This window comes from Pseudomonas wenzhouensis, assembly GCF_021029445.1.
In the GTDB taxonomy this organism is placed as follows: Bacteria; Pseudomonadota; Gammaproteobacteria; order Pseudomonadales; family Pseudomonadaceae; genus Aquipseudomonas; species Aquipseudomonas wenzhouensis.
On the sequence record NZ_CP072610.1, the window covers coordinates 722228 to 744735 of the forward strand.

The following is a 22508-nucleotide window of genomic DNA, read 5'->3' on the forward strand; positions in this document are numbered from 1 at the left end:
CGCGCCCCTCGTGATAGCCCGCTGATCAAAAATTATGCAAGCCGCCAAGCCGTTGTTCGACTATCCCAAGTACTGGGCCGAGTGTTTCGGGCCTGCGCCCTTCCTGCCGATGAGCCGGGAAGAGATGGATCAGCTCGGCTGGGACAGCTGCGACATCATCATCGTCACCGGTGACGCCTACGTCGATCATCCGTCGTTCGGCATGGCCATCATTGGCCGCCTGCTCGAAGCCCAGGGCTTTCGCGTCGGCATCATTGCCCAGCCGGATTGGCGCAGCAAAGACGACTTCATGAAGCTTGGCGAGCCGAATCTGTTCTTCGGTGTCGCGGCGGGCAACATGGACTCGATGATCAACCGCTACACCGCCGACAAGAAGATTCGCTCCGACGACGCCTACACCCCGGGCGGCCTGGCCGGCAAGCGCCCGGACCGCGCCAGCCTGGTCTACAGTCAGCGTTGCAAGGAAGCCTACAGCCATGTGCCGGTGGTGCTCGGTGGCATCGAGGCCTCCTTGCGTCGCATCGCCCACTACGACTACTGGCAGGACAAGGTGCGCCGTTCGATTCTGATGGACGCCACCGCCGACATCCTCCTCTACGGCAACGCCGAGCGCGCCGTGGTGGAAATCGCCCAGCGTCTGTCGCGAGGCGAGAAAGTCGAAGCCATCACCGACGTACGCGGCACGGCGTTCATTCGTCGCGATACGCCTGAGGGCTGGTTCGAGGTCGACTCAACCCGTATCGACCGCCCGGGCCGCGTCGACAAGATCATCAACCCCTACGTCAATACCCAGGACATGGAAGCCTGTGCCATCGAGCAGGCCAAAGGGTCGGTCGAAGACCCGAATGAAGCCAAGGTGGTACAGATTCTCGAAAGCCCGCGCATGACCCGCGACAAGACGGTGATCCGCCTGCCGTCGTTCGAGAAGGTGCGCAACGACCCGGTGCTCTACGCCCACGCCAACCGCGTGCTGCACCTGGAAACCAACCCGGGCAACGCCCGCGCGCTGGTGCAGAAGCATGGCGAGGTGGACGTCTGGTTCAACCCGCCACCCATTCCCATGACCACCGAGGAAATGGACTACGTGTTCGGCATGCCCTATGCGCGCGTGCCGCACCCGGCCTATGGCAAGGAGAAGATCCCGGCCTACGAGATGATCCGCTTCTCGGTGAACATCATGCGCGGCTGCTTCGGCGGCTGCACCTTCTGCTCGATCACCGAACACGAGGGCCGCATCATCCAGAACCGTTCGCATGAGTCGATCATCCGCGAGATCGAGGAAATGCGTGACAAGGTGCCGGGCTTCACCGGCGTGGTCTCCGATCTCGGCGGGCCGACCGCCAACATGTACCGCATCGCCTGCAAGGATCCGGAGATCGAGAAGCACTGCCGCAAGCCGTCGTGCGTGTTCCCGGGGATCTGCGAGAACCTCAACACCGACCACTCATCCTTGATCGAGCTGTACCGCAAGGCGCGTGCGCTGCCGGGCGTGAAGAAGATCCTGATCGCTTCGGGCCTGCGCTACGACCTGGCCGTGGAGTCGCCGGAGTACGTCAAGGAGCTGGTCACCCACCACGTTGGTGGCTACCTGAAGATCGCCCCGGAGCACACCGAGCGCGGCCCGCTGGACAAGATGATGAAGCCGGGCATCGGCAGCTACGACCGCTTCAAGCAGATGTTCGAGAAGTACTCGAAAGAGGCGGGCAAGGAGCAGTACCTGATCCCGTACTTTATCGCAGCGCACCCCGGTACCACCGACGAGGACATGATGAACCTCGCCCTGTGGCTCAAGCGCAACGGCTTCCGCGCCGACCAAGTGCAGGCCTTCTACCCGTCGCCGATGGCCACGGCGACAGCCATGTACCACTCGGGCAAGAACCCGCTGCGCAAGGTTACCTACAAGAGCGATGGCGTGGAGATCGTCAAGAGCGAGCAGCAGCGTCGCCTGCACAAGGCCTTCCTGCGCTATCACGATCCCAAGGGCTGGCCGCTGCTGCGTGAAGCGCTGGAGCGCATGGGCCGTAGCGATCTGATCGGCAATGGCAAGCACCACCTGATCCCAACCTACCAACCGCAGACCGACGAGTACCAGAGCGCCCGGCGCAAAAACTCGACGCCGGCGGGTAGCAAGAAAGTGGGCAAGATCCTCACCCAGCACAACGGCCTGCCGCCACGCGCCAGCGATGGTGCCAAGCCCTGGGACAAGCGCGAGCAGGCCAAGGCCGCAGCCTTCGCCAAGTTGCAGGAGCAGAAGAAGGGGGCTGGCAAGGGTGCCAGTGGCAAGAAGAAACCGCGCCCGGTCGCGCCACGCTGAACAAGACGCCAGCCTCGAGCTGGCGTTTTGCTGTTTGCAATGTCGAATGAGTTAGAGTGCTGCTGCTGTCAGTTGGGTCTGCTCTATCGTTGTGCGTCCATTCGCTGCTGGTGCGGGTGATGCACTGTTGTGGGGCTTGCCGCGGCGCGCGCCCTTGAAAACCGGTGTTGCGTCTCTGGCATAAGTCTTGCGCTGTTCAGCACATCGCCCAGGCTAGCAGGAGGCCGCCGTGTCGATTCATGTCGCGCTGCACCATGTCACCCACTACCGCTACGACCGTGCGGTCAATCTCGGGCCGCAGGTCGTACGCTTGCGCCCGGCACCGCACAGTCGCACGCGTATCCTTTCCTACGCATTGAAGGTTGAGCCGGGCGAGCACTTCATCAATTGGCAGCAGGACCCGCAGGGCAACTACCTGGCGCGCCTGGTGTTTCCGGAGAAGACCCGCGAGTTCAAGGTCGAGGTAGACCTGGTCGCCGAGATGGCGGTGTTCAACCCCTTCGACTTCTTCCTCGAGCCTTACGCCGAACGTATTCCCTTCGCCTATACCGAGGGCGAGCAGCGCGAGCTGGCGCCTTACCTGATCAAGTTGCCGGCGACGCCGCTATTCGCCAAGTACCTGGCCGGCATTTCCCGCGAGCCGGTGCCCAGCATCGACTTTCTGGTCGGGCTGAATCAGCGCCTGTCGGCTGACATCCGTTACCTGATTCGCATGGAGCCGGGCGTGCAGACGCCGGAGCAGTCGCTGGAGCTGGCTTCCGGCTCCTGCCGCGACTCGGCCTGGCTGCTGGTGCAGCTGCTGCGGCACCTGGGGCTGGCGACGCGTTTCGTTTCCGGCTACCTGATCCAGCTCACCGCCGACGTCAAAGCCCTCGACGGCCCCAGCGGCACTGACAAGGACTTCACCGACCTGCACGCCTGGAGCGAGGTGTACCTGCCCGGCGCTGGCTGGATCGGCCTCGACCCGACTTCCGGCCTGTTTGCTGGCGAAGGTCATATTCCGCTGGCCTGCAGCCCGGAGCCGTCCTCGGCGGCGCCGATCACCGGCGGGCTGGACGAGTGTGAGGTGGAATTCGAGCACCTGATGAGCGTGGAGCGGGTGTGGGAGGCGCCGCGCGTCACCAAACCCTACAGCGAGGCGCAATGGCAGGCGATCCAGGCGCTGGGCCAGCAGATCGACGATGACCTGCACAAGCACGACGTGCGCCTGACCATGGGCGGCGAGCCGACCTTCGTCGCTCTCGATTATCCCGATGACGACGAGTGGAACACCGCCGCGCTCGGGCCGAACAAGCGCCGCTTGGCCGCCGATCTGTTCTACCGCCTGCGCAGTCACTATGCGCCCAAGGCGCTGGTGCACTTCGGCCAGGGCAAGTGGTACCCCGGCGAGCAGTTGCCGCGCTGGTCGCTGAACTGTTTCTGGCGCCGCGATGGTGAGCCGCTGTGGCACGACCCCAAGCTGCTGGCCGATGAGAAGCGCGGTTATGGCGCTACGGCAGAAACGGCCTCGCGTTTTCTCGCCACCCTGGCGGCGCATCTGGGTGTAGATGGCGGCAACGTTTTCCCGGCCTATGAGGACTGGTTCTACTACCTGTGGCGCGAGCGCAAGCTGCCGGACAACGTCACTCCGGACGATCCGCGCCTGAGCGACCCGCTGGAGCGCGAGCGCCTGCGCAAGGTGTTCGACCAGGGCCTCGACGCCGTGGTCGGTCACGTGCTGCCGCTGGCGCGCCAGGTAGTGGGCAACGGCTGGCAGAGCGGGCGCTGGTTCCTGCGCGACGAGCATTGCCGTCTGTTGCCGGGCGACTCGGCGCTGGGCTATCGGCTGCCGCTGGATTCCATGCCCTGGGTCAGTCAGGCCGACTACCCTTACGTCAATCCGGTCGACCCCAGCCAGGCGTTGCCGCCGTTGCCCAGTCCGGCGCAGATCCAGCGTCAGCTGCGCGGTGTCTGGCGCGGCGCCAGTGCCGGCCCGCAGAGCGCGCGCCCGGCCAACGGGCAATCGGCTGCCGGCATCGTCCGTACCGCGCTGTGCGCCGAGCCCCGCGATGGCCGTCTGTATCTGTTCATGCCGCCGCTGAGCCATCTCGAAGACTATCTGGAGTTGGTCGCGGCCATCGAGGCCGTGGCTGCCGAGCTCAAATGCCCGGTGCTACTGGAGGGCTACGAGCCGCCGCTGGACCCGCGCCTGCAGTATTTCCGCGTTACCCCCGACCCGGGCGTGATCGAGGTCAACATCCACCCGGCCGCCAGTTGGGATGAGCTGGTCGAGCGCTGCGAATTTCTTTACGAGGCCGCGCGGCAGTCGCGTCTGTCCAGCGAGAAATTCATGATCGACGGACGCCACACCGGCACCGGCGGTGGCAACCACTTCGTCCTCGGCGGGGCGACGCCGGGGGATTCGCCCTTCCTGCGCCGTCCCGACCTGCTGCGTAGCCTGATCAGCTATTGGCACAACCACCCGTCGCTGTCCTATCTGTTCAGCGGGCTGTTCATCGGCCCGACGTCACAGGCGCCGCGTGTCGATGAGGCGCGCAACGATGCTCTGTACGAGCTGGAGATCGCCTTCGCGCAGATGCCCGAACCGGGGCGCGACTGCCCGCCGTGGCTGGTCGATCGGCTGTTGCGCAACCTGCTGGTGGACGTCACCGGCAACACTCACCGCGCCGAGTTCTGCATCGACAAGCTGTACTCGCCGGACTCGGCCACTGGTCGCCTGGGTCTGCTCGAACTGCGCGCCTTCGAGATGCCGCCGCATGCGCAGATGAGCCTGGCTCAACAACTGTTGCTGCGTGCGCTGATCGCGCGCTTCTGGCAGGAGCCCTATCGGCCGGCGAAGCTGGTGCGTTGGGGCACCGAGTTGCACGACCGTTACCTGCTACCGCATTTCATCGAGCAGGACTTCGCCGATGTGCTGCAGGAACTGGGTGCCTTTGGCTATCGCCTACGCAGCGAATGGTTCGCCCCGCATCTGGAGTTCCGCTTTCCCAAGGCCGGCGACTTCATGGTCAAGGGTATCGACCTGGAAGTGCGTCAGGCGCTGGAGCCTTGGCACGTGCTGGGTGAGGAGGGGGCGGTCGGTGGCACCGTACGCTACGTCGACTCGTCCCTGGAGCGGCTGCAGGTGAAGGTGAACGGCATGGCCCCGGATCGCTATGTGTTGACCTGCAACGGCGTGCCGGTGCCGCTGCGGCCGACTGGCAAGGTTGGCGAGTTCGTTGGTGGTGTGCGTTTCCGCGCCTGGCAGCCGGCCAGTTGCCTGCAACCGACCATCGGTGTGCACGCGCCGCTGGTGTTTGACCTGATCGACACCTGGATGCAGCGCTCGCTGGGTGGTTGCCAGTACCATGTCGCGCATCCGGGCGGTCGTAACTACGACAGCCTGCCGGTCAACGCCTACGAGGCCGAGAGCCGGCGCCTGGCGCGCTTCTTCCGCCTGGGCCATAGCCCGGGCAAGCGCCCTGTCATGCAGCCGATAGACAATAATGAACTGCCGATGACCCTGGATCTGCGTCGCGTCTGACGTCGATTCCGTCTGTGGGAGGGGCTTTAGCCGCGAACCGTCGCCGCTGAAGCGCCTCCCACGGATACAGCATCAACCTGCATCACGCTGCACCGCCTTGCCACTGCCGAGCCTGCCATGCACGACCTGCTAGACGATTATCCGCCCCCTGCCGGGGCCTACCACGAACTGCTCGACGCCAAGGGCAACGTGCGCCCGCACTGGCGCCGCCTTTACGAGCAACTGGCACGCAGCCGCCCGGAACACCTGGCGCAGCGCGAGGCGATGCTGGCGCGGCAGATTCAGGAAAACGGCGTTACCTACAACGTCTACGCCGACCCGGACGGCGCCGACCGCCCGTGGGAACTCGACCTGCTGCCCAATCTGATCCCCGCTGACGAGTGGCAGCAGATCGCCGCTGGCGTGGCGCAGCGCGCGACCTTGCTCAACCGCGTGCTGGCCGATCTGTATGGCCCGCAGAAGCTGATCGCCGAGGGCTTGCTGCCGACCGAGCTGGTGTTCGGCCACAACAATTTCCTCTGGCCGTGCCAGGGCATGCAGGCGCCGGGCGGTACCTGGCTGCACCTGTATGCAGTGGATCTGGCCCGGGCGCCGGACGGGCGCTGGTGGGTCACCGCCGACCGCACCCAGGCGCCATCCGGTGCCGGTTATGCGCTGGAGAACCGGCAGATCGTCTCGCGTGCCTTCCCCGAGCTGTACCGCGACCTGCGCGTGCAGTACCTGGCCGGTTTCTTCCGTACCCTGCAGGACACCCTGGCACGTCAGGCGCCAAGTGGCGGCGAGACACCGCTGGTGGTGCTGCTGACGCCGGGGCGCTTCAACGAGAGCTACTTCGAACACCTGTACCTGGCGCGCCAGCTAGGTTATCCACTGGTCGAAGGCAGCGACCTGACCGTGCGCGACGCAACCCTCTACCTCAAGACTCTGGCCGGCCTGCGCCGCGTGCATGCGGTGCTGCGCCGTCTCGACGACGACTACTGCGACCCGCTGGAGCTGCGTACCGATTCCGCCCTTGGCGTACCTGGCCTGCTCGAGGCCGTGCGCCGTGGCCGCGTGCTGGTGGCCAATGCCTTGGGCAGCGGCGTGCTGGAATCCCCCGGCCTGCCCGGCTTTTTGCCGGCGATCAGCGAGCACCTGTTGGGCGAAGAACTGCTGCTGCCATCCATCGCCAGCTGGTGGTGCGGCGAGCCGCCGGTACTGGACGAGGCGCTGGAGAAACTCGATCAGCTGCTGGTACGTCCGGCCTTCCCCTCGCAGAGCTTCAATCCGGTATTCGGCCGTGATCTGGACGAGGCGCAGCGCGCCAAGCTGGCTGAGCGCCTGCAGGCACGTCCCTACGCCTATGTCGCGCAAGCGAGGGCCAAGCTGTCGCAGGCACCAGTGTGGGACGGCAGCGGTTTGCAGCCGCGGGCCATCGGCATGCGCGTGTTCGCCGTGGCCAGCGCCGATGGCTATCGGGTGATGCCGGGTGGCCTGACGCGTGTGGCCGCCGAGGCCGATGCCGAGGTCGTGTCGATGCAGCGCGGCGGGGCGAGCAAGGATACCTGGGTGCTCGGCACGCGGCAGAGTGGCGGCGAGCCCTGGCAGACGCAGCGTACGCTCGGCACCGCCGACCTGGTCCGTAGCGACCCCTTCCTGCCTTCACGCGTGGTGGAGAACCTGTACTGGTTCGGTCGTTACGCCGAGCGCTGCGAGGGCAATGCGCGCCTGCTGCGCATCATGCTGGCGCGCTACGTCGATGACGATGACGACCCGCAGGCGCTGCAGAGCGCGCTGGCGCTGGCGCAGGAATTGGGCCTGCTGGCAGATCCCGACGAGGGTGAACTGGCGGAGCGTCTGCTGCAAGCGCTGCTCGGCAGCGACTGGCCGGCCAGTCTGCGCGCCAACCTGCAGCGTCTGCAATGGGCTGCCGGCAGTGTGCGCGGCAAGCTGTCCCAGGCTAACTGGCAGGCGCTGGTGGAATTGCAGCGCGAGGCGCAGCTGCTTGAAGGCCAACCGGCCGACTTCGGTGAACTGCTGGATTTTCTCAACCGCCTACTGATGTCGTTGGCGGCGCTGTCGGGCTTCGCCCTCGACGACATGACCCGCGATGACGGCTGGCGCTTTCTCATGCTCGGCCGCTACATCGAGCGCCTGCAGTTTCTCTGCGACAGCTTCGCCGGCTTCCTGCGCAGCGGTTCATCCACCGATCAATCAGCGCTGGAGTGGCTGTTGGAACTGGGTAACAGCAGCATCACTTACCGCACCCGCTACCTGGCTTCGGCGCAGTTGATCCCGGTGCTCGACTTGCTGCTGCTGGACGAGCAGAACCCGCACGCGGTGATCTTCCAGATGCGCACCCTGCTGCGTTCGCTGGAAGGGCTCAATGAGCGCTTCGAGCTGCCGGCCGAGCGCTACCTGGCGTATCTGGAGGAGCAGCTTGCCGCGTTCAGCCTCGCCAGTTTGGAAAACCCGCTGTTCGGCCCCGGCAGCACCCGCGCGGTGCTCGAAGGCCTGGCCGATCTGCTGGTGGCCATCAGCGAGGCCGCCGGCGCGGTATCCGATCATCTTGGCCTGCGCTTCTTCGCTCATGTCGATGTCAGCCAACGGACGCAATCCTCATGAGCAGCGCCTTTTATCAAGTTCTGCACGACACTCACTATCGCTATTCGGCGCCGGTTTCCCTGGCCCAGCAACTGGCGCACCTGTGGCCGCGCGAATGCCCCTGGCAGCGCTGCCAGGAAAAGGAGCTGCGTATCGACCCGCAGCCCTGCCAGCGCCGTGACGGTCTGGACGTGTTTGGCAACCCGCTGACGCGGCTGGTGTTCGAGCGCCCGCATGAGGCGCTCAGCGTCAGTGCGCGGCTGCGTGTCGAGGTGCTGGCACGCCCTGCGCTCGACCTCGACGATTCGCCGAATTGGGAGGCGGCCTGCGCGGCGCTCAGCTATAGCGGCAAGCCGATGGAGCCGGCATTGCTGGAAGCGGCACGCTATCGCTTCGAGTCACCCTACGTACGCCTCAAGCAGGTCTTTGCCGACTTCGCTGACGACTGCTTCACGCCAGGGCGCCCGTTGCTGCAGGCCGGCCAGGCACTGATGCAGAAGATTTTCGAGGAGTTCAGTTTCGATGCTGGCGCCACTCAGGTGACCACGCCACTGCTGCAGGTGCTGGAAGAAAAACGCGGCGTCTGCCAGGACTTCGCCCACCTGATGCTCGCCTGCCTGCGTTCGCGCGGCCTGGCGGCCCGCTATGTCAGCGGCTACCTGCTGACCCAGCCGCCACCCGGCCAACCACGGCTGATCGGCGCCGATGCCTCGCACGCCTGGATCTCGCTGTATTGTCCGCGTCAGGGTTGGGTGGATTTTGATCCGACCAACAACCTACGTCCGGCGCTGGAGCACATCACCCTGGCCTGGGGCCGGGATTTCTCCGATGTGTCGCCGCTGCGTGGGGTGATCCTGGGGGGCGGCAGCCACGATCCGGACGTGCAGGTCACGGTGCTGCCGTTGGGGTAGGAGGCGTGGGAGGGCGCACTGGCGCTGCTCCCACGATCATCGCAGGCCTTTTAGTCGACCAAGTTCAGGCTGCCTTTCATCAGCGAGTAGTGGCCGGGGAAGGAGCAGAAGAAGCTGTAGTCTTCGCCCGCTGCCAGCTTGCTGACGTCGAAGGTGACCGAGGTGCTTTCGCCGCCGCCGATCAGGTCGGTGTGGGCGATCACGCGCTCGTCACCGGCTTTTACGTAGCTGGCGTCCGGGCCGGCGGGAATGCCGTCGGTGGCCACGCCGGGCATGTCGGCGGTCTTGCTCAGTACCCAGTTGTGGCCCATGGCGGTCTTGGGCAACGAACCTACGTGCTTGAGGTTGACGGTGAAGGTCTTGCAGCTCTTGCTGACGGAGATGGCCTGGGTGTTGAAGGTCATCTGGTCGGTCGATTCGACATCCACCGAGCATTCGGCAGCAAGAAGCGGGGTGCTGGCCAGGCCAAGCAGTGCCATCAGAGCAACGTTACGTAACATCGTGAAGCCTCCAGATTCTGAGTTTCCGGTCAGGTCCAGTGAAGGTTCGCACAGCTACCGCTGCTCATGGGTGCGACCGAACGCCACGGCGGTTATCCAGAAAAGCTGTGGATAGTTCTGTGGGGAAGCTCTGCAAGATCCGCCAGAGGCTCTGCCATGCGGACTTGGCAAGGCGCTGTGCAGCTTTTGTCCAGATGCTCGTGGCGTTGCGAGAAAATGCTTTGTAATGAATTGCTTGAGTGAGCAGGCAAGGCTCTGCCCGACGTTGCAGAGGGGGCTGAGAGGTTATCCCCGAAAACGGTGGAGCAAGCTGTGGATAAGCCTGGGGCAAGTCGCTTCGGGCAGCGCCCCGCAAGGGGCGCAGGCAACTGCCGAGAAAGTGAGCGCCTAACGCCTCGGCGTTTTGCGCAGTGCCCGCCACAGACCACTCGCCGCGCTGACCAGCGGTACGCTGAGCAATCCGGCGATGATGCCGAACAGGGCGTTGAGCAGTGTCGGCACCAGGGCCGAAAGCAGGGCGCCTGCATCCTCGGCCACCCATTCGGCAGCCAGGTGCACGGCGCTTTCCACAGGCGGCAGGCCGTGGCTGAGGATGCCACCGCCGACCATGAACATGGCTGCGGTGCCCACAACCGAAAGCGTCTTCATCAGCCAGGGGGCCAGGCGCAGGATGCCGCGCCCACAGGCCTGGGCGAAGGCGCTGGCGCGCTGGCTGAGATAGAGTCCGGCGTCGTCCAGTTTGACGATGCCGGCGACCAGCCCATACACGCCGACGGTCATCACCAGGGCGATGCCGCTGAGCACCAGCACCTGATTGAGAAAACTGGCGGTGGCGACGGTACCGAGGGTGATGGCGATGATCTCGGCCGACAGCACGAAGTCGGTGCGTACCGCACCGCGAATCTTCTCGCGCTCGAATGCCAGCAGGTCGATGGCCGGATCGGCGACGGCCTGCAGATGCGCCTGCTGCGGCTCATGCTGATGCTGATGCCGGTGCAGGAGCTTGTGCAGCAGCTTTTCCGCGCCTTCATAGCAGAGAAACAGACCGCCAAGCATCAGCAGCGGCACCACCAGCCAGGGCGCCACTGCGCTGATCAGCAGCGCGGCCGGCACCAGGATCGCCTTGTTCACCAGCGAACCCTTGGCCACGGCCCAGACCACTGGCAGCTCGCGATCCGCCTTGACCCCGGTGACCTGCTGGGCGTTGAGCGCGAGGTCATCGCCCAGTACGCCGGCAGTCTTGCGCGCGGCGACCTTGGTCATGGTGGCGACGTCATCGAGTACCGTACTGATATCGTCGATCAGGGCGAGCAGGCTGCTTGCGGCCATGGTGCGGCTTCCATAGGGAGTGAAGCCGCAGAGCGTAGCATTGTGTTACATCTCTGCGTACTGGCTCAGACGGGCGCGCGAACTACCCACTTCGGCGCCGCGCTCGGGCGCCATTCGACCAGCGCATCGATCAGGTCTTGGGGGGTACCGGCAATCTGCAGCATCTCGCGGTGCTGCGGGCGCACGAAGCGCTCGGCGACCAGGTGATCGAGGAAGTCGCCGAGTTTGCTGTAAAAACCGTTCACCTCCAGCAGCCCCAGCGGTTTGGCGTGGTAGCCGAGTTGGCCCCAGGTCCACACCTCGAACAGCTCTTCCAGAGTGCCGAGGCCGCCGGGCAGGGCGATGAAGGCATCGGCCAGCTCGGCCATGCGCGCCTTGCGTGCATGCATGCCATCCACCACTTCCAGGCAGGTCAGGTTGCGATGGCCGATCTCGGCACGTTCCAGGCTTTGCGGAATGATGCCGATCACCTCGCCACCGGCGTTCAGCGCCGCATCGGCGACCACGCCCATCAGGCCGACGGCGCCGCCGCCATAGATCAGGCGAATGCCGCGCTTGGCCAGGTGCTGACCGAGGGCTTCGGCCGCTTCGCGGTAGATGGGACTGGCACCAGGGCTGGCACCACAGAAGACGCAGACGCTACGCAGGGACATGAGCAGGCTCCTTGGCTGAAGGCGCCAAGGGTAACCAGCCGCAGCCCAGCCACCAAGGGTCAGTGGCGCGTATCGATGCCGCAGGTGGCGCAGGCGTAACTGGCGAGCAGTTGCTTGAGCAGGTCGTTGAGGGGCATGGCGCGGCTTCCTGACGCAGGGGTATGTGTTTGAGCCTAGTCCTGCCTGGGATGCTGCGCCCTTAGATTATTTCGATGATGGCGATAGCTGCCCGTCGATCAGACCAGTTCCATTGCGCTCATGCCGGCCAGCCCCAGCAGCACCACGCCGCAGGCTGCGTAGGTCAGGCGGTGCCAGAGCAGCGAGGCCGCGCGGCGAAACCAGTCCACCAGCCCGGCACAGATGAAGCACCAGAGCAGCGACGAGACCATGAAGCCGGCGAAGAACACCGCCAGGTGAGCTGGCGTTGGCTGAGCGACGCCGATGGCCGCCATCGCGCCGCCCATGGCCGCCCAATAAACGATGTTTTGCGGGTTGGTCAGCGACAGCGCAGCGCCTGCGGCGAAGGCACCACCAGCGGCGCCCTGACTGTCGTTGCTGGGTAGCGGCGGGCGATGAGCGTCGCGCAATGACTGATAACCGAGCCAGGCCAGATACAGCGCACTGGCCAGGGTCAACGGGTAGCGGATCTGTGCGCTGTCGAGCAGCAGTGCCAGGCCGGTCAGGCCCACGGCGGCCCAGGTGGCATCGCCCACCAGCGAGCCGATCTGCACCATCAGCGCCGGTTTGTAACCGTCGCGCAGGCCCCGGCGCAGGGTTTCACTGAATACGGCGCCGGGCGCCGCGTTGAAGACGAAGCCAAGGAGCATGGCGGCGAGGAAGAAACTGAACATGAAACATCCCAGGATGAACTTGGCGGCTTGATGCGCCTGCAAGACCACTGAAAGCGACTCCGGCTGCAGCCGCTAGCGTCGCGTTGGTGCCTGTATCGATGCAAGGGCCTTGTGTATCCGGACAACGGCAATAAAGTTTTCCACGAAGGCTGTGGACATTTTTGTGGATAAGCTGGTGGCGTTTGCCTGCGATGCCTGAAATACCGTGTTTACAGCCTGTTGGTGAAGAATTGAACAGCGTTATTTTTCCTTTTTACACAAGGACTTGACAGTTTTTGGGAAAGCTCGAAGCGTGCTTTTTGGTTTTCCACGATTGCTGTGGGTGATGCTGTGGGTAACTGTTGTAATTGTTGCTGTATGGCCTGATATGACTGGTTCTCAGCGTATTGGCCAAGCTTTGATCAGTGCTGTTCAGCGGATGCTGGACACACCGTTGTCCAGTCTTTTTTATACCTTGGCAGGCAGGCCGAACAATTATCCCCTGGGTATGTGAAGAAAACTGTGGATAAGCTGGTGGTCGATCACGCTAGCGCCCGTCACGTCGGCTCTGGACGCCAACAGGCAGGGTGCGTGTACACCCTGCCTGCAGCGGATGCTCAGCTGAGCAGCAACCAGGCACCCGTCGCTGCCGAGGCGCCACCCGCGATACGTACCAAGGGGGCTGCGGCCTGGGGCAGAAAACGCACCAATGCAAAGCCAATGGCATGCAGTGCGGCAGTGGCGACGATGAAGCCGATGGCGTAGCCGAAGGGGCTGGCCAGTTCCGGCAACTCCAGGCCGTGAGCGACGCCGTGGGTGAGGGCGAAGAAGGCGGTCAGGGCTACGGATACCGCCATCGGCAGGCGCGCGGCGACGGCTACCAGCAGGCCGAACGCCAGTACCGAGCCGGCGATGCCGGTTTCCATCAGCGGGATTTCCACGCCGGAGAAGCCGAGCAGGCCGCCGACCAGCATGCTGCCGACGAAAGTCAGCGGCAGCGCCCAGCGCGCCGCGCCGCTCTGTTGGGCGGCCCACAGGCCAACGGCGAACATCGCCAGCAGGTGATCCAGGCCAAACACCGGGTGGGCCAGGCCGGCCATCAGGCCGGAATCACCATGCCCAGGGTGAGCGAAGGCCAGTGCCGGGGTGCAGAGCAGGGCGATGGCGGAAAGGGTCTTGCGCAGGTTCATAGGGATCTCCTTGAAGGTGGAATCAGGCTGCCGTGAGCATGCCCTGGCGTTCGATGAAGGCGATGATCTCGTCGAGACCCTGGCCGACTTTCTGGTTGCTGAAGACGAAGGGCTTGTCGCCGCGCATCTTCAGGGTGTCGCGCTCCATCACTTCCAGTGAGGCGCCGACCATCGGCGCCAGGTCGACCTTGTTGATCACCAGCAGGTCGGATTTGCAGATACCGGGGCCGCCCTTACGCGGCAGCTTGTCGCCGGCTGACACGTCGATCACGTACAGGGTCAGGTCGGACAGCTCGGGGCTGAAGGTGGCCGACAGGTTGTCGCCGCCGGATTCGACGATGATCAGATCCAGGCCGGGAAAGCGGCGGTTGAGTTGCTCCACGGCCTCCAGGTTGATCGAGGCGTCCTCGCGAATCGCGGTGTGCGGGCAGCCGCCGGTTTCCACGCCGATGATGCGCTCGGGCTCCAGCGCCTCGTTGCGCACCAGAAACTGGGCGTCTTCCTGGGTGTAGATGTCGTTGGTGACCACGGCGATGTTGTAGCGCTCGCGCAGGGCGCGGCACAGGGCCAGGGTGAGGGCAGTCTTGCCGGAACCGACCGGGCCGCCGATGCCGACACGCAGGGGTTGGCTGTTCATGGGGTGTTGTTCCTCATCAGGAGCGGAAAAGACGCGAGTACTGGCGCTCGTGCGCCATGCTCGTCAGGGCCAGGCCGAAAGCGGCGCTGCCCCAGTGTTCGGGGGAAAGGCTGGCGGCTTGCTGTTGCGCGGCCTCGAGCTGCGGCAGCAGGCGGCTGGTCAGGCGCTGGGCGGCCTGCTGGCCGAGCGGCAGCACCTTCATCAAGACGGCGAGCTGGTTTTCCAGCCAGCCCCAGAGCCAGGCGGCCAGGGCATCGTCCGCGGTGATGTGCCAGGCGCGTGCCGCCAGTGCCCAGGCCAGAGCCAGGCCGGGCTCCTCCTGGGTTGCGAGGAGTTCACGCGCGGCCTCATCCAGCTCCGGCAGGCCTTCGAGCAGTTGCCGCAGCGAATAACCCATCTGCCGGCTTTCCAGGGCCAGCTCGCGGGTTTCGCGGCTGGCGCGGTGTTGTTCGGCCAGTAGCTGAAGCTGTGCCCAGTCAGCCTGTGCGGCTGCGCGGCAGTGGGCCAGCAGCAGCGGCGCTTCGAAGCGGGCGAGATTGAGCAAGAGCTGATCGGCCAGCCAACGCTCGGCGCTCTCGGCATCGCTGACCAGGCCGCTGTCGATGGCCCATTCCAGGCCTTGCGAGTAGCTGTAACCGCCAATGGGCAGCTGTGGGCTGGCCAGGCGCAACAGTGCCCAGGCCGGTTTCATGGGCTGACCCCGGTGCGCGCGGGCGATATGGCTCGACTCACTTGCGTACCCCGAACTGGTGCAGGCGCGGACCATAGTTGAACTCTTCGTCGCCATGATGGGAGTGATGATGGCCGCCGCCATAGGCGCCCTGCTCGGGCTGATAGGGTGCTTCGATGGCTTCGACCGTAGCGCCGAGCTGTTCCAGCATGGCCTTGAGTACATAGTCGTCGGGCAGGCGCAGCCAGCCGTCACCCAGTTGCAGGGCGACATGGCGGTTACCGAGGTGATAGGCGGCGCGCATCAGCTCGAACGGGCTGGCGCAGGTGACATGCAGCAGCGGCTCGGCCTTGGCGCGCACGCGCACGACACGTCCGTCCTTGGCCTGCAGAAACTCGCCATCGGCCAGTGCCGGTTGGCCGCGTTCGAGGAACAGGCCGACCTCTTCACCGGCAGTGGTAAAGCAGCGCAGGCGGCTCTTGCTGCGGGCTTCGAAGGTCAGTTCCAGTTCGGCGTCGTAGGCTCTCTGCGGCGCGATTCGGGCGTGGATCACCAGCATGTGTATCGATTCCGGGGCAGTGTGCCCGGAAATAGTGCAAGTGCCTTGCCAAGGCCGAAGAATGGCGCAGGGCGCGAGGTTCAGGCGAGCTGTGGATAACTCGACGAAGCGGTCGGAATTTATTTGGTGCGTTTTTTTCAGGCTTGCGCGTTTTTGGTGCGGGCTACTCGGATGGCTTGCCCAGCCCCAGCCAGTGTTTGCCACCGACCATGATGAAGCGCAGTTGCTGGATGACCTTGGCCTCTGCGGTGAGGTGCGCCGGCAGGGTTTCGGCGGGCGGATCGATCAGCTCGGGCAGGGTGGCGAAGACGGTCTTGACCACCAGATCCGAGACCACGTCGAGCGCTGCATCGTCGAGGTGCGGCATGCGGTTCATCAGCTTGAGGTCGGCGGCCAGGTCGCTGGTGATTCGCTCGCGCAGGGCGGCAATGGCCTGGCGCACAGGTTGTGAGCCGCCGTACTGCTCGCGGGCGAGAAATAGGAACTGAGCGTGGTTGGCCGCCACTTCAGCGAGGAAGATGCGCACCGAGGCATCGATCATGCCGCGCATCTCGAATTCATGGCGGCGTACCTGGCGGATCGCCGCGCGGAAGGTCTCGCCGACTTCCGCCACCAGTGCCAGGCCGAGTTCGTCCATGTCGGCGAAATGGCGGTAGAAGCCGGTGGGCACGATACCGGCGACACGCGTCACTTCGCGCAGGCTCAGGCTGCCAAAGCCGCGGCCGCTTTCCATCAGCGTGAGGGCTGCGTCCATCAGGGATTGGCGGGTCTGCTGCTTTTGTTCGGCGCGTGGCGTCATGCGAAACCGGATCATTGGGCGATGCCGCACTCTAGCAAAAGCAGCGGGGCAGCGTCGAACCGCGCGGCGCCTTTCGGTGTACAAGTGTTGTCTGGAATATGGGCTTTCTGCCAGTGTCGTGAACAAATGTTTAATGGATAATTACGGATGCCCCTGATTCCCCTGTCATTGGCGCGCTGCTTGTCGCCTGCTCTGCAGCCGCTGCGCCGGCTCTGTGCTGGTGGCTGGCGGCCGGCAGCGGCATCACGCCGTTGCTCGGGTTGTTGCGTGAGGCGCTGGCGCGAGGTTTTTCTGCGCCGGTGACACTGCTGCATCAGGTGCGCCGTCAGGGGCAACAGGCCTTTGCCGAAGAGCTGCAGGCATTGTCGGCTACGGCGTGGTGCGGCTGTTCCCCGAGCAGCGCTGGAAGCCCTTTTACCGCTGGCAGCCTTTGTGGGTGACGATCCAGGCGCTGCTGTTCCAGTACGCCGTGGCCATCCAGCACCTGCGCCTGGACAAGCTGATCAAGGGGCGCATCAGCCAGGACGAGGTAAAACCGCTGGCGCGTCAGTTCGGCGCCAAGCTGGCACGGCAGTGGGGCAAGGATTATCTGGTTTTTCCGCTGCTGGCGCTGCTGCTTGGCGCCAATGCCCTGGCCGTGCTGGCGGGCAACCTGGTGGCCAATCTACTGCGTAACCTGTGGACCTTTCTGGTGATCTTCTGCGGCCATTTCACCGAGAAGGCAGCGGTGTTTGCACCCGAAGTATTGCAAGGGGAAACCCGTGGCCATTGGTACCTGCGCCGACTGCGTGGTTCCAGCAACCTGTCCGGTGGGCCGCTGCTGCATATTCTGACCGGCAACCTCTGCCATCAGATCGAGCATCACCTGTTTCCGGATCTGCCGGCGCGGCGCTATGCCGCGTTGGCACGTGAGGTGCGCCTGATCGCTGAGCGTTATGGCCAGCACTACAACAGCGGAACCCTATGGGGACAGTTCGCGACCGTTCTGCGGCGCATCTGGATCTACCGTTTGCCCACTGCCGGGGTGGCGTGAGTGACTCGGTTGAGCCAGCCACGGGTATGAAAAAGCCCGGCTTGGGCCGTAATGCTGTTCACATAAGAAATGGTCGGACGCGATGAGTCCTCTCGCCCCTTTGGGGAGAGGGTTAGGGCGGGCCGCGTTCGGAGAGGGGAAAACTGGCAGGTTTGCGGTGTTTTCAGCCCTCTCCCCCAGCCCCTCTCCCATAAATGGGAGAGGGGAGCCAAACGTGTGCAACCTTAAGTGAACAGCATTCCGGCTTGGGCCGGGCTTGTGGGTGTTGCAACAGCACTCAAACCGTACGGCCGCGCTGCTCGATCAGACGATCGGAGCCGCCTTCGGCCAACTGAACACGTTGGGCGCCCGGGGTGCGCTCATAGCCGCCTTCGGCCAACTGCACACGCTGAGCTCCGGGAGTACGCTCATAGCCGCCCTCGGCCAGTTGAACACGCTGGGCACCCGGGGTGCGCTCATAGCCGCCTTCGGCCAACTGCACGCGCTGAGCACCGGGAGTACGCTCATAGCCGCCCTCGGCCAGTTGAACACGCTGGGCACCCGGAGTGCGCTCATAGCCGCCTTCAGCCAGCTGAACGCGCTGTGCACCCGGCGTACGCTCATAACCACCTTCTACCAGCTGAACGCGCTGGGCACCGGGGGTGCGGTCGGCGCCGTCTTCGGCCAGCGGTGCGACGGGTTGCTGTTGGACCTGGCTGTCCTTGGTTTCACCCACCAGAGGGAAGGGGGCGCTGCTAGAGGCGGCGAATACACTGGTGGTCATCAGGCTCAGGGCCAGGGCTGCAAGGCTAAGTTGAGTTTTCATGTCGTTCTCTCCGTTGGGGAGTAATAAGTGGCTTCGGAGCTAATTCTTGAGGACATGAGCGAAGATAAGAACTTGACTGACCTGATAGTGAACATCGATCCCCTCAATACTTGATTGGGGCTCTCTATCTCGGTACTTCTGGCTGAGTGTCAAACCTGGCGGCGGATGTTTCGCAAGGCGTCGCGCTGAGCGTTCGGCACGCGTATGCTTGGCGGCCCTCGCGGGTCGAGCTCGATCCGTCCTCTTCAGCAGTCCCAGGAGGCCGCTTCAGCCATGCTCGCCGCACAGGCCATTTTGCCGATCTTCGCGCTGATCGTTCTCGGCTATCTGCTCGGCTGGCGCCAGTGGCTCACCACCGAGTCGGCGGCCGGTCTGGCCAACATCACCTTCAAGCTGTTCATGCCGACGCTGCTGTTCGCCGGTATCGCCAAGGCCTCGCTGGCCGAAGGGCTGTCGCCGGTATTGCTGCTGGCCTACTACCTGCCCGTGCTGCTGGTGTTCGGTATGGTCAACGCGCTGGCACACTGGCGGCGCGGGACGGCGACACCACTGGGGCTGGTGGCGGCGTTCTCCAACAACGTGCTGGTGGGCATTCCGCTGATCGCCAGCCTGTTGGGCAATGACGGGCTGCTCTATGTGTTTGCCATCCTGGTGTTCCACAGCCTCACGCTGTTTTCCCTGCACAGTTTCTACGCCGCCTTCGGCAGCCAGGAGCGTGTCGACGGTCGCGCGCTGCTGAAGAACCTGGCCAACCCGATGATCATTGGCCTGGGGCTGGGCGCGCTGCTCAACCTCTCCGAGCTGCAGGTGCCGGAGAGTCTGTGGCGCGCCGTTACCTGGCTGGGGCAGGCCGCCTTGCCCTGTGCGCTGATCGTGCTCGGCGCCAGCCTGTCGCGTTATCGCCTGCGCCCAACGGGCGAGGCCTGGGGCGTGGCGCTGGTCAAACTGCTGGTATTCCCGGCGCTGGTCTGGTGGCTCAGCGGCCTGCTCCCCGGCCTCAACGACACCGCGCGCAGTGTGCTGGTATTGCTCGCGGCCTGCCCCAGCGGGGTCAATGTAATGGCCTTCGCCCGCACCGCTGAGGATAGCCGCAGCGTCAGCGCGGCGATTTCCCTGTCCACGCTGCTGGCGGCGATGACCTTGCCGGGGTGGATGCTGCTGGTGGGATTCTGAGCCTGGCCGGTGTATCGAACCGCGCGCGGCGGTGGCTCAGTCTTGCGCCTGTTCTTGCAGGGCTTGTAGCGCTGGTGCGGCGTAGATGCCCACCTCCACCGCCAGTTCCAGTACCCGTGGCAGGTCGCTGGCGTACACCAGTACGGCCTGCAGTTCGTCGTCCAGCGACTCGCTGAAGTCCACCAGCACGTAACCGTCGGTCTCTGGCGACAACGCCGAGAGTTGTACCTGGATGCGGTTGAGTGCTTTCAGCGGCTCGGTCTTGGCCAGTTGCTTGGCCTTGAGCACGAACTGCACCTGCGGGCCGAAGGATTCGGTGATGCGCTGGAACAGCTCTTCATAGCTGTCGGCCTGGAACAGCACGGTCTCCGGCAGGCTGCCGACCACCACCCACTCGCCCAGCGGGATGGGGAAGTCATCGTCGTAGTTGACGTCCGGGTTGGCCGCGAGGAAGGCAGCCGGGTCGGCATAGGCCTGCGCGGCCTCGTCGGCGATGCGGGCGATCTCGTCCTCGGCCAGGCAGCCGGAGCTTATCTTGGCGATCAGTTCTTCCAGCTCGGTTTTCATCGGACATTTCCTCAGCAGATCAAAAGGTGGGGAGTCTATCACCAGGCCGATTGCTTACCGCTGCTCTGGCCGGGCCAACGCGCAGCAGATCGTTAGCCGTAGCGTTTCTTGGCTTCGATGGCCAGGCCACTGCCAATGCTGCCGAAGGTGTTGCCTTCCACGCTGCGCGCATTCGGCAGTATCGCCGCCACGCTCTGGCGCAGCGCCGGCACGCCGCTGGAACCACCGGTGAAGAACAGCGTGTCGACCTGATCGGCGCTGATGCCGGCATCGGCCAGCAACTGCGTAAGGCTGGCGCGGATGCGTTCGAGCAATGGCTCGATGGCATTCTCGAACAACGGTCGAGTCAGCTCGGCGACCAGGCCCGGCTCGACGCGCGACAGGTCGATGGGCCGTGCGTCCTGTTCGCTCAGGGCGATCTTGCTGTCTTCCACCTGCATCGCCAGCCAGTGTCCGGCGCGCTGTTCGATCAGGCCGAACAGGCGGTCAATGCCGGTGGCGTCGACGATGTCGTAGCGCATGTTCTGCAGGGCAAGCTGGGTCTTCTGCGCGTACAGCGCATTGATGGTGTGCCAGGTGGCCAGGTTGAGGTGGTAGCTGGTGGGCATGAAGGCGTCGCTTTTCATCCGGCTGCCATAGCCGAACAGCGGCATCACCCCGGCCAGCGACAGCTGTTTGTCGAAGTCGGTCCCGCCGATGTGCACGCCGCCGGTGGCGAGGATATCGCCCTGGCGCTCGGCCAGATGATGGCGCTCAGGGGCCAGACGCACCAGAGAGAAGTCCGAGGTACCGCCGCCGATATCGACGATCAGTACCAGCTCCTCGCGGTCGAGGTTCGACTCGTAGTCGAAGGCTGCAGCGATGGGCTCGTACTGGAAGGACACCTCCTTGAAGCCAAGCTTGTGCGCCACGGCCACCAGGTTGTTCTGCGCTTCCTGGTCGGCGGCCGGGTCGTCGTCGACGAAGAACACCGGGCGTCCCAGCACGACTTCCTCGAAGGGGCGCCCGGCCTGGGCTTCGGCGCGCTTTTTCAGCTCGCCGATGAAGAAGCCGAGCAGGTCCTTGAACGGCAGGGCGCTGCCCAGCACGGTGGTTTCGCTCTTCAGCAGCTTGGAGCCGAGCAGGCTCTTCAGCGAGCGCATCAGCCGGCCTTCGTAGCCTTCCAGGTATTCGTGCAGGGCCAGGCGGCCATAGACCGGGCGACGCTCTTCGGTGTTGAAGAAAATCACCGAGGGCAGGGTGATCTTGCCGTCTTCCAGGGGCAGCAGGCTGTCCTGGCCGGGACGTAGCCAGCCGACGGTGGAGTTGGAGGTGCCGAAGTCGATGCCGCAGGCGCGGGCGGGAGTGCTGAAGGACATGACAGAACGCAGGGCCGCAAAATGGCCGCGCATTCTATGTCAGCGAAGCGGTGGCGGCGAGCCGTCAGGACGGCAAGTTGTTGCCCAGTTGCTTTTCCTTCCACTGGCTCCACTCGAAGCCCAGCACCACCAACAGCGACAGGGCGAAGGGCAGCAGCAGGTAGAACATGCGGAATACGATCAGCGCGGCCAGTACATCGGCGGCGGGGATTTCCGGCAGGGCGGCGAGGAAGGTCACCTCCAGCACGCCCAGGCCGCCTGGTGCATGGGACAGCAGCGCCAGCGAGAAAGAGGCGAGGAACACGCCGAGTACCACCAGATAGCCGGGATGGTTATCGGCCGGCAGGGCGAAGTAGATGATTGCCGCCGCGCACAACAGCTCCAGCGGGCCGGCCAGCAACTGGCGGCTGACGATGGGCAGGCGTGGGTATTCCACATGCAGCTTGCCCAGGGTCCAGGGCTTGAACTGGCGCCAGGAACCGAGCACGTAGAGGCCGACCAGGCCGAGCAGGACGCCGCCGATGGCGATGGACACCAGCGGCGTGACGTCGACGACGCGGTGGATCAGATCCGGTTGGGCGATCAGCACACAGCCGCTGGCCAGAAGTGTGCCAAGGGCGAAGGTGAAGGAGCAGAAGACGATGAGGATGCCGATTTCATGTGGCGTCAGCCCCTTGCTGCGATAGGCGCGGTAACGCACCACCGCCCCGGAAAACACCGAGGCGCCGATATTGTGGGCCAGGGCATAGGTGGTGAAGGAGCAGAGGGTGATGAAGCGCCAGGGAATCTTCTTGCCCAGGTGGGCGACGGCAATGCGGTCGTACCAGGCCAGCGCCCAGTAAGCGCCGAGTGTCGCGGCAGCGGCGAGCAGCCAGTTGATGTGGGAGATCGCTTCGAGGCTGCCCTTGATTTCGTCGAGGGAAATAGTGCGCAGTTCGCGGTAGAGCAGAAAGCCAGAGAAGACCACGGCACCGAGTCCGATCAGCGTCCAGATCAGGTCGCTGCGCTTCAGTTTGGGTTTGGCTTCTACGACAGACACTGCAATTCCTCGCTCGCTTGGCCCCGAGGTAGCGG

General features: G+C 64.6%; 19 protein-coding genes and 2 pseudogenes. 8 read left to right on the forward strand and 13 right to left on the reverse strand.

All coding sequences use genetic code 11. From position 1 onward, the window contains the following. Positions 1-34 precede the first annotated feature (34 nt). The 4 genes from J7655_RS03295 (at position 35) to J7655_RS03310 (ending at position 9331) form a co-directional block, all read left to right on the forward strand. The gene (locus tag J7655_RS03295; RefSeq protein ID WP_230926558.1) at positions 35-2314 is read left to right on the forward strand and encodes a YgiQ family radical SAM protein; all 2280 of its coding nucleotides are present in this window, start codon (positions 35-37) and stop codon (positions 2312-2314) included. Between the two features lie 229 nt (positions 2315-2543). After that, positions 2544-5837, forward strand: coding sequence for a transglutaminase family protein (locus J7655_RS03300; RefSeq protein ID WP_230926559.1), 3294 nt, complete (start codon positions 2544-2546; stop codon positions 5835-5837). Positions 5838-5954: 117 nt separating this feature from the next. Then, on the forward strand, positions 5955-8441 hold the full coding sequence (locus J7655_RS03305; RefSeq protein WP_230926560.1) for a circularly permuted type 2 ATP-grasp protein: 2487 nt from the start codon (positions 5955-5957) through the stop codon (positions 8439-8441). Continuing rightward, the gene (locus J7655_RS03310; protein ID WP_230926561.1) at positions 8438-9331 is read left to right on the forward strand and encodes a transglutaminase family protein; all 894 of its coding nucleotides are present in this window, start codon (positions 8438-8440) and stop codon (positions 9329-9331) included. Before J7655_RS03305 ends, J7655_RS03310 begins: the two co-directional genes overlap by 4 nt. 50 nt (positions 9332-9381) lie before the next feature. Here J7655_RS03310 and azu read toward each other — a convergent pair whose 3' ends face one another. The 3 genes from azu to J7655_RS03325 form a co-directional block, all read right to left on the reverse strand. Next, positions 9382-9831, reverse strand: a complete 450-nt coding sequence (gene azu / locus J7655_RS03315; RefSeq protein ID WP_230926562.1) for an azurin — start codon at positions 9829-9831, stop codon at positions 9382-9384. A gap of 387 nt (positions 9832-10218) precedes the next feature. After that, complete coding sequence (locus J7655_RS03320) at positions 10219-11160, reverse strand: DUF808 domain-containing protein (RefSeq protein WP_230926563.1); 942 nt, start codon at positions 11158-11160, stop codon at positions 10219-10221. A 65-nt stretch (positions 11161-11225) separates the two neighbouring features. After that, the gene (locus J7655_RS03325) at positions 11226-11813 is read right to left on the reverse strand and encodes an LOG family protein (protein ID WP_230926564.1); all 588 of its coding nucleotides are present in this window, start codon (positions 11811-11813) and stop codon (positions 11226-11228) included. Between the two features lie 11 nt (positions 11814-11824). Between J7655_RS03325 and J7655_RS03330 the strand changes: the two genes are divergently transcribed. Further along, a complete protein-coding gene (locus tag J7655_RS03330) occupies positions 11825-11965 on the forward strand; it encodes a hypothetical protein (protein ID WP_230926565.1) in 141 nt (46 codons plus the stop codon). A gap of 84 nt (positions 11966-12049) precedes the next feature. Here the strand turns inward: J7655_RS03330 and J7655_RS03335 are convergent, their stop codons facing one another. The 6 genes from J7655_RS03335 to fabR all read right to left on the reverse strand — a co-directional run bounded on the left by J7655_RS03335 (position 12050) and on the right by fabR (position 16498). Beyond that, complete coding sequence (locus J7655_RS03335) at positions 12050-12664, reverse strand: LysE family transporter (protein WP_230926566.1); 615 nt, start codon at positions 12662-12664, stop codon at positions 12050-12052. 596 nt (positions 12665-13260) lie between these two features. Continuing rightward, positions 13261-13833, reverse strand: coding sequence for a HupE/UreJ family protein (locus J7655_RS03340; protein ID WP_230926567.1), 573 nt, complete (start codon positions 13831-13833; stop codon positions 13261-13263). Between the two features lie 22 nt (positions 13834-13855). Next, positions 13856-14470: an urease accessory protein UreG gene (ureG, locus tag J7655_RS03345; protein WP_013713893.1), complete on the reverse strand. Its 615-nt coding sequence runs from the start codon at positions 14468-14470 to the stop codon at positions 13856-13858. Positions 14471-14486: 16 nt separating this feature from the next. Further along, complete coding sequence (locus tag J7655_RS03350) at positions 14487-15161, reverse strand: urease accessory protein UreF (RefSeq protein WP_230926568.1); 675 nt, start codon at positions 15159-15161, stop codon at positions 14487-14489. A 37-nt stretch (positions 15162-15198) separates the two neighbouring features. After that, entirely contained in the window at positions 15199-15699 is a 501-nt protein-coding gene (ureE, locus tag J7655_RS03355) for an urease accessory protein UreE (RefSeq protein ID WP_230926569.1), read from the reverse strand. A gap of 163 nt (positions 15700-15862) precedes the next feature. Then, positions 15863-16498 carry an HTH-type transcriptional repressor FabR gene (gene fabR / locus J7655_RS03360; RefSeq protein WP_074676196.1) on the reverse strand — a complete coding sequence of 212 codons (636 nt, stop codon included), beginning with the start codon at positions 16496-16498 and terminating at the stop codon, positions 15863-15865. Between the two features lie 224 nt (positions 16499-16722). On the opposite strand from fabR, the pseudogene J7655_RS03365 reads away from it, so the two are divergent. After that, positions 16723-16869: pseudogene (locus J7655_RS03365) on the forward strand (ferredoxin reductase); the annotation flags it as partial. After that, a pseudogene (locus J7655_RS03370) lies at positions 16863-17531 on the forward strand (fatty acid desaturase family protein); the annotation flags it as partial. The pseudogenes J7655_RS03365 and J7655_RS03370, both read left to right, overlap by 7 nt. 277 nt (positions 17532-17808) lie before the next feature. Here the strand turns inward: J7655_RS03370 and J7655_RS03375 are convergent. Further along, positions 17809-18336, reverse strand: a complete 528-nt coding sequence (locus tag J7655_RS03375) for a hypothetical protein (protein ID WP_230926570.1) — start codon at positions 18334-18336, stop codon at positions 17809-17811. A 273-nt stretch (positions 18337-18609) separates the two neighbouring features. On the opposite strand from J7655_RS03375, the gene J7655_RS03380 reads away from it, so the two are divergent. Continuing rightward, the gene (locus tag J7655_RS03380; protein WP_230926571.1) at positions 18610-19509 is read left to right on the forward strand and encodes an AEC family transporter; all 900 of its coding nucleotides are present in this window, start codon (positions 18610-18612) and stop codon (positions 19507-19509) included. Between the two features lie 36 nt (positions 19510-19545). Here the strand turns inward: J7655_RS03380 and J7655_RS03385 are convergent, their stop codons facing one another. The 3 genes from J7655_RS03385 to J7655_RS03395 form a co-directional block, all read right to left on the reverse strand. After that, on the reverse strand, positions 19546-20076 hold the full coding sequence (locus tag J7655_RS03385; protein ID WP_230926572.1) for a hypothetical protein: 531 nt from the start codon (positions 20074-20076) through the stop codon (positions 19546-19548). A gap of 92 nt (positions 20077-20168) precedes the next feature. Then, the gene (locus tag J7655_RS03390) at positions 20169-21434 is read right to left on the reverse strand and encodes an Hsp70 family protein (protein ID WP_230926573.1); all 1266 of its coding nucleotides are present in this window, start codon (positions 21432-21434) and stop codon (positions 20169-20171) included. A 64-nt stretch (positions 21435-21498) separates the two neighbouring features. Further along, a complete protein-coding gene (locus tag J7655_RS03395) occupies positions 21499-22473 on the reverse strand; it encodes a lysylphosphatidylglycerol synthase transmembrane domain-containing protein (RefSeq protein ID WP_230926574.1) in 975 nt (324 codons plus the stop codon). Positions 22474-22508: the final 35 nt, after the last annotated feature.

Coding starts and splice junctions, on each gene's coding strand:
- J7655_RS03295 (WP_230926558.1), top strand. CDS start 35: ATGCAAGCCGCCAAGCCGTTGTTCGACTATCCCAAGTACTGGGCCGAG.
- J7655_RS03305 (WP_230926560.1), top strand. CDS start 5,955: ATGCACGACCTGCTAGACGATTATCCGCCCCCTGCCGGGGCCTACCAC.
- J7655_RS03310 (WP_230926561.1), top strand. CDS start 8,438: ATGAGCAGCGCCTTTTATCAAGTTCTGCACGACACTCACTATCGCTAT.
- azu (WP_230926562.1), bottom strand. CDS start 9,831: ATGTTACGTAACGTTGCTCTGATGGCACTGCTTGGCCTGGCCAGCACC.
- J7655_RS03320 (WP_230926563.1), bottom strand. CDS start 11,160: ATGGCCGCAAGCAGCCTGCTCGCCCTGATCGACGATATCAGTACGGTA.
- J7655_RS03325 (WP_230926564.1), bottom strand. CDS start 11,813: ATGTCCCTGCGTAGCGTCTGCGTCTTCTGTGGTGCCAGCCCTGGTGCC.
- J7655_RS03335 (WP_230926566.1), bottom strand. CDS start 12,664: ATGTTCAGTTTCTTCCTCGCCGCCATGCTCCTTGGCTTCGTCTTCAAC.
- J7655_RS03340 (WP_230926567.1), bottom strand. CDS start 13,833: ATGAACCTGCGCAAGACCCTTTCCGCCATCGCCCTGCTCTGCACCCCG.
- ureG (WP_013713893.1), bottom strand. CDS start 14,470: ATGAACAGCCAACCCCTGCGTGTCGGCATCGGCGGCCCGGTCGGTTCC.
- J7655_RS03350 (WP_230926568.1), bottom strand. CDS start 15,161: ATGAAACCGGCCTGGGCACTGTTGCGCCTGGCCAGCCCACAGCTGCCC.
- ureE (WP_230926569.1), bottom strand. CDS start 15,699: ATGCTGGTGATCCACGCCCGAATCGCGCCGCAGAGAGCCTACGACGCC.
- fabR (WP_074676196.1), bottom strand. CDS start 16,498: ATGACGCCACGCGCCGAACAAAAGCAGCAGACCCGCCAATCCCTGATG.
- J7655_RS03375 (WP_230926570.1), bottom strand. CDS start 18,336: ATGAAAACTCAACTTAGCCTTGCAGCCCTGGCCCTGAGCCTGATGACC.
- J7655_RS03380 (WP_230926571.1), top strand. CDS start 18,610: ATGCTCGCCGCACAGGCCATTTTGCCGATCTTCGCGCTGATCGTTCTC.
- J7655_RS03385 (WP_230926572.1), bottom strand. CDS start 20,076: ATGAAAACCGAGCTGGAAGAACTGATCGCCAAGATAAGCTCCGGCTGC.
- J7655_RS03390 (WP_230926573.1), bottom strand. CDS start 21,434: ATGTCCTTCAGCACTCCCGCCCGCGCCTGCGGCATCGACTTCGGCACC.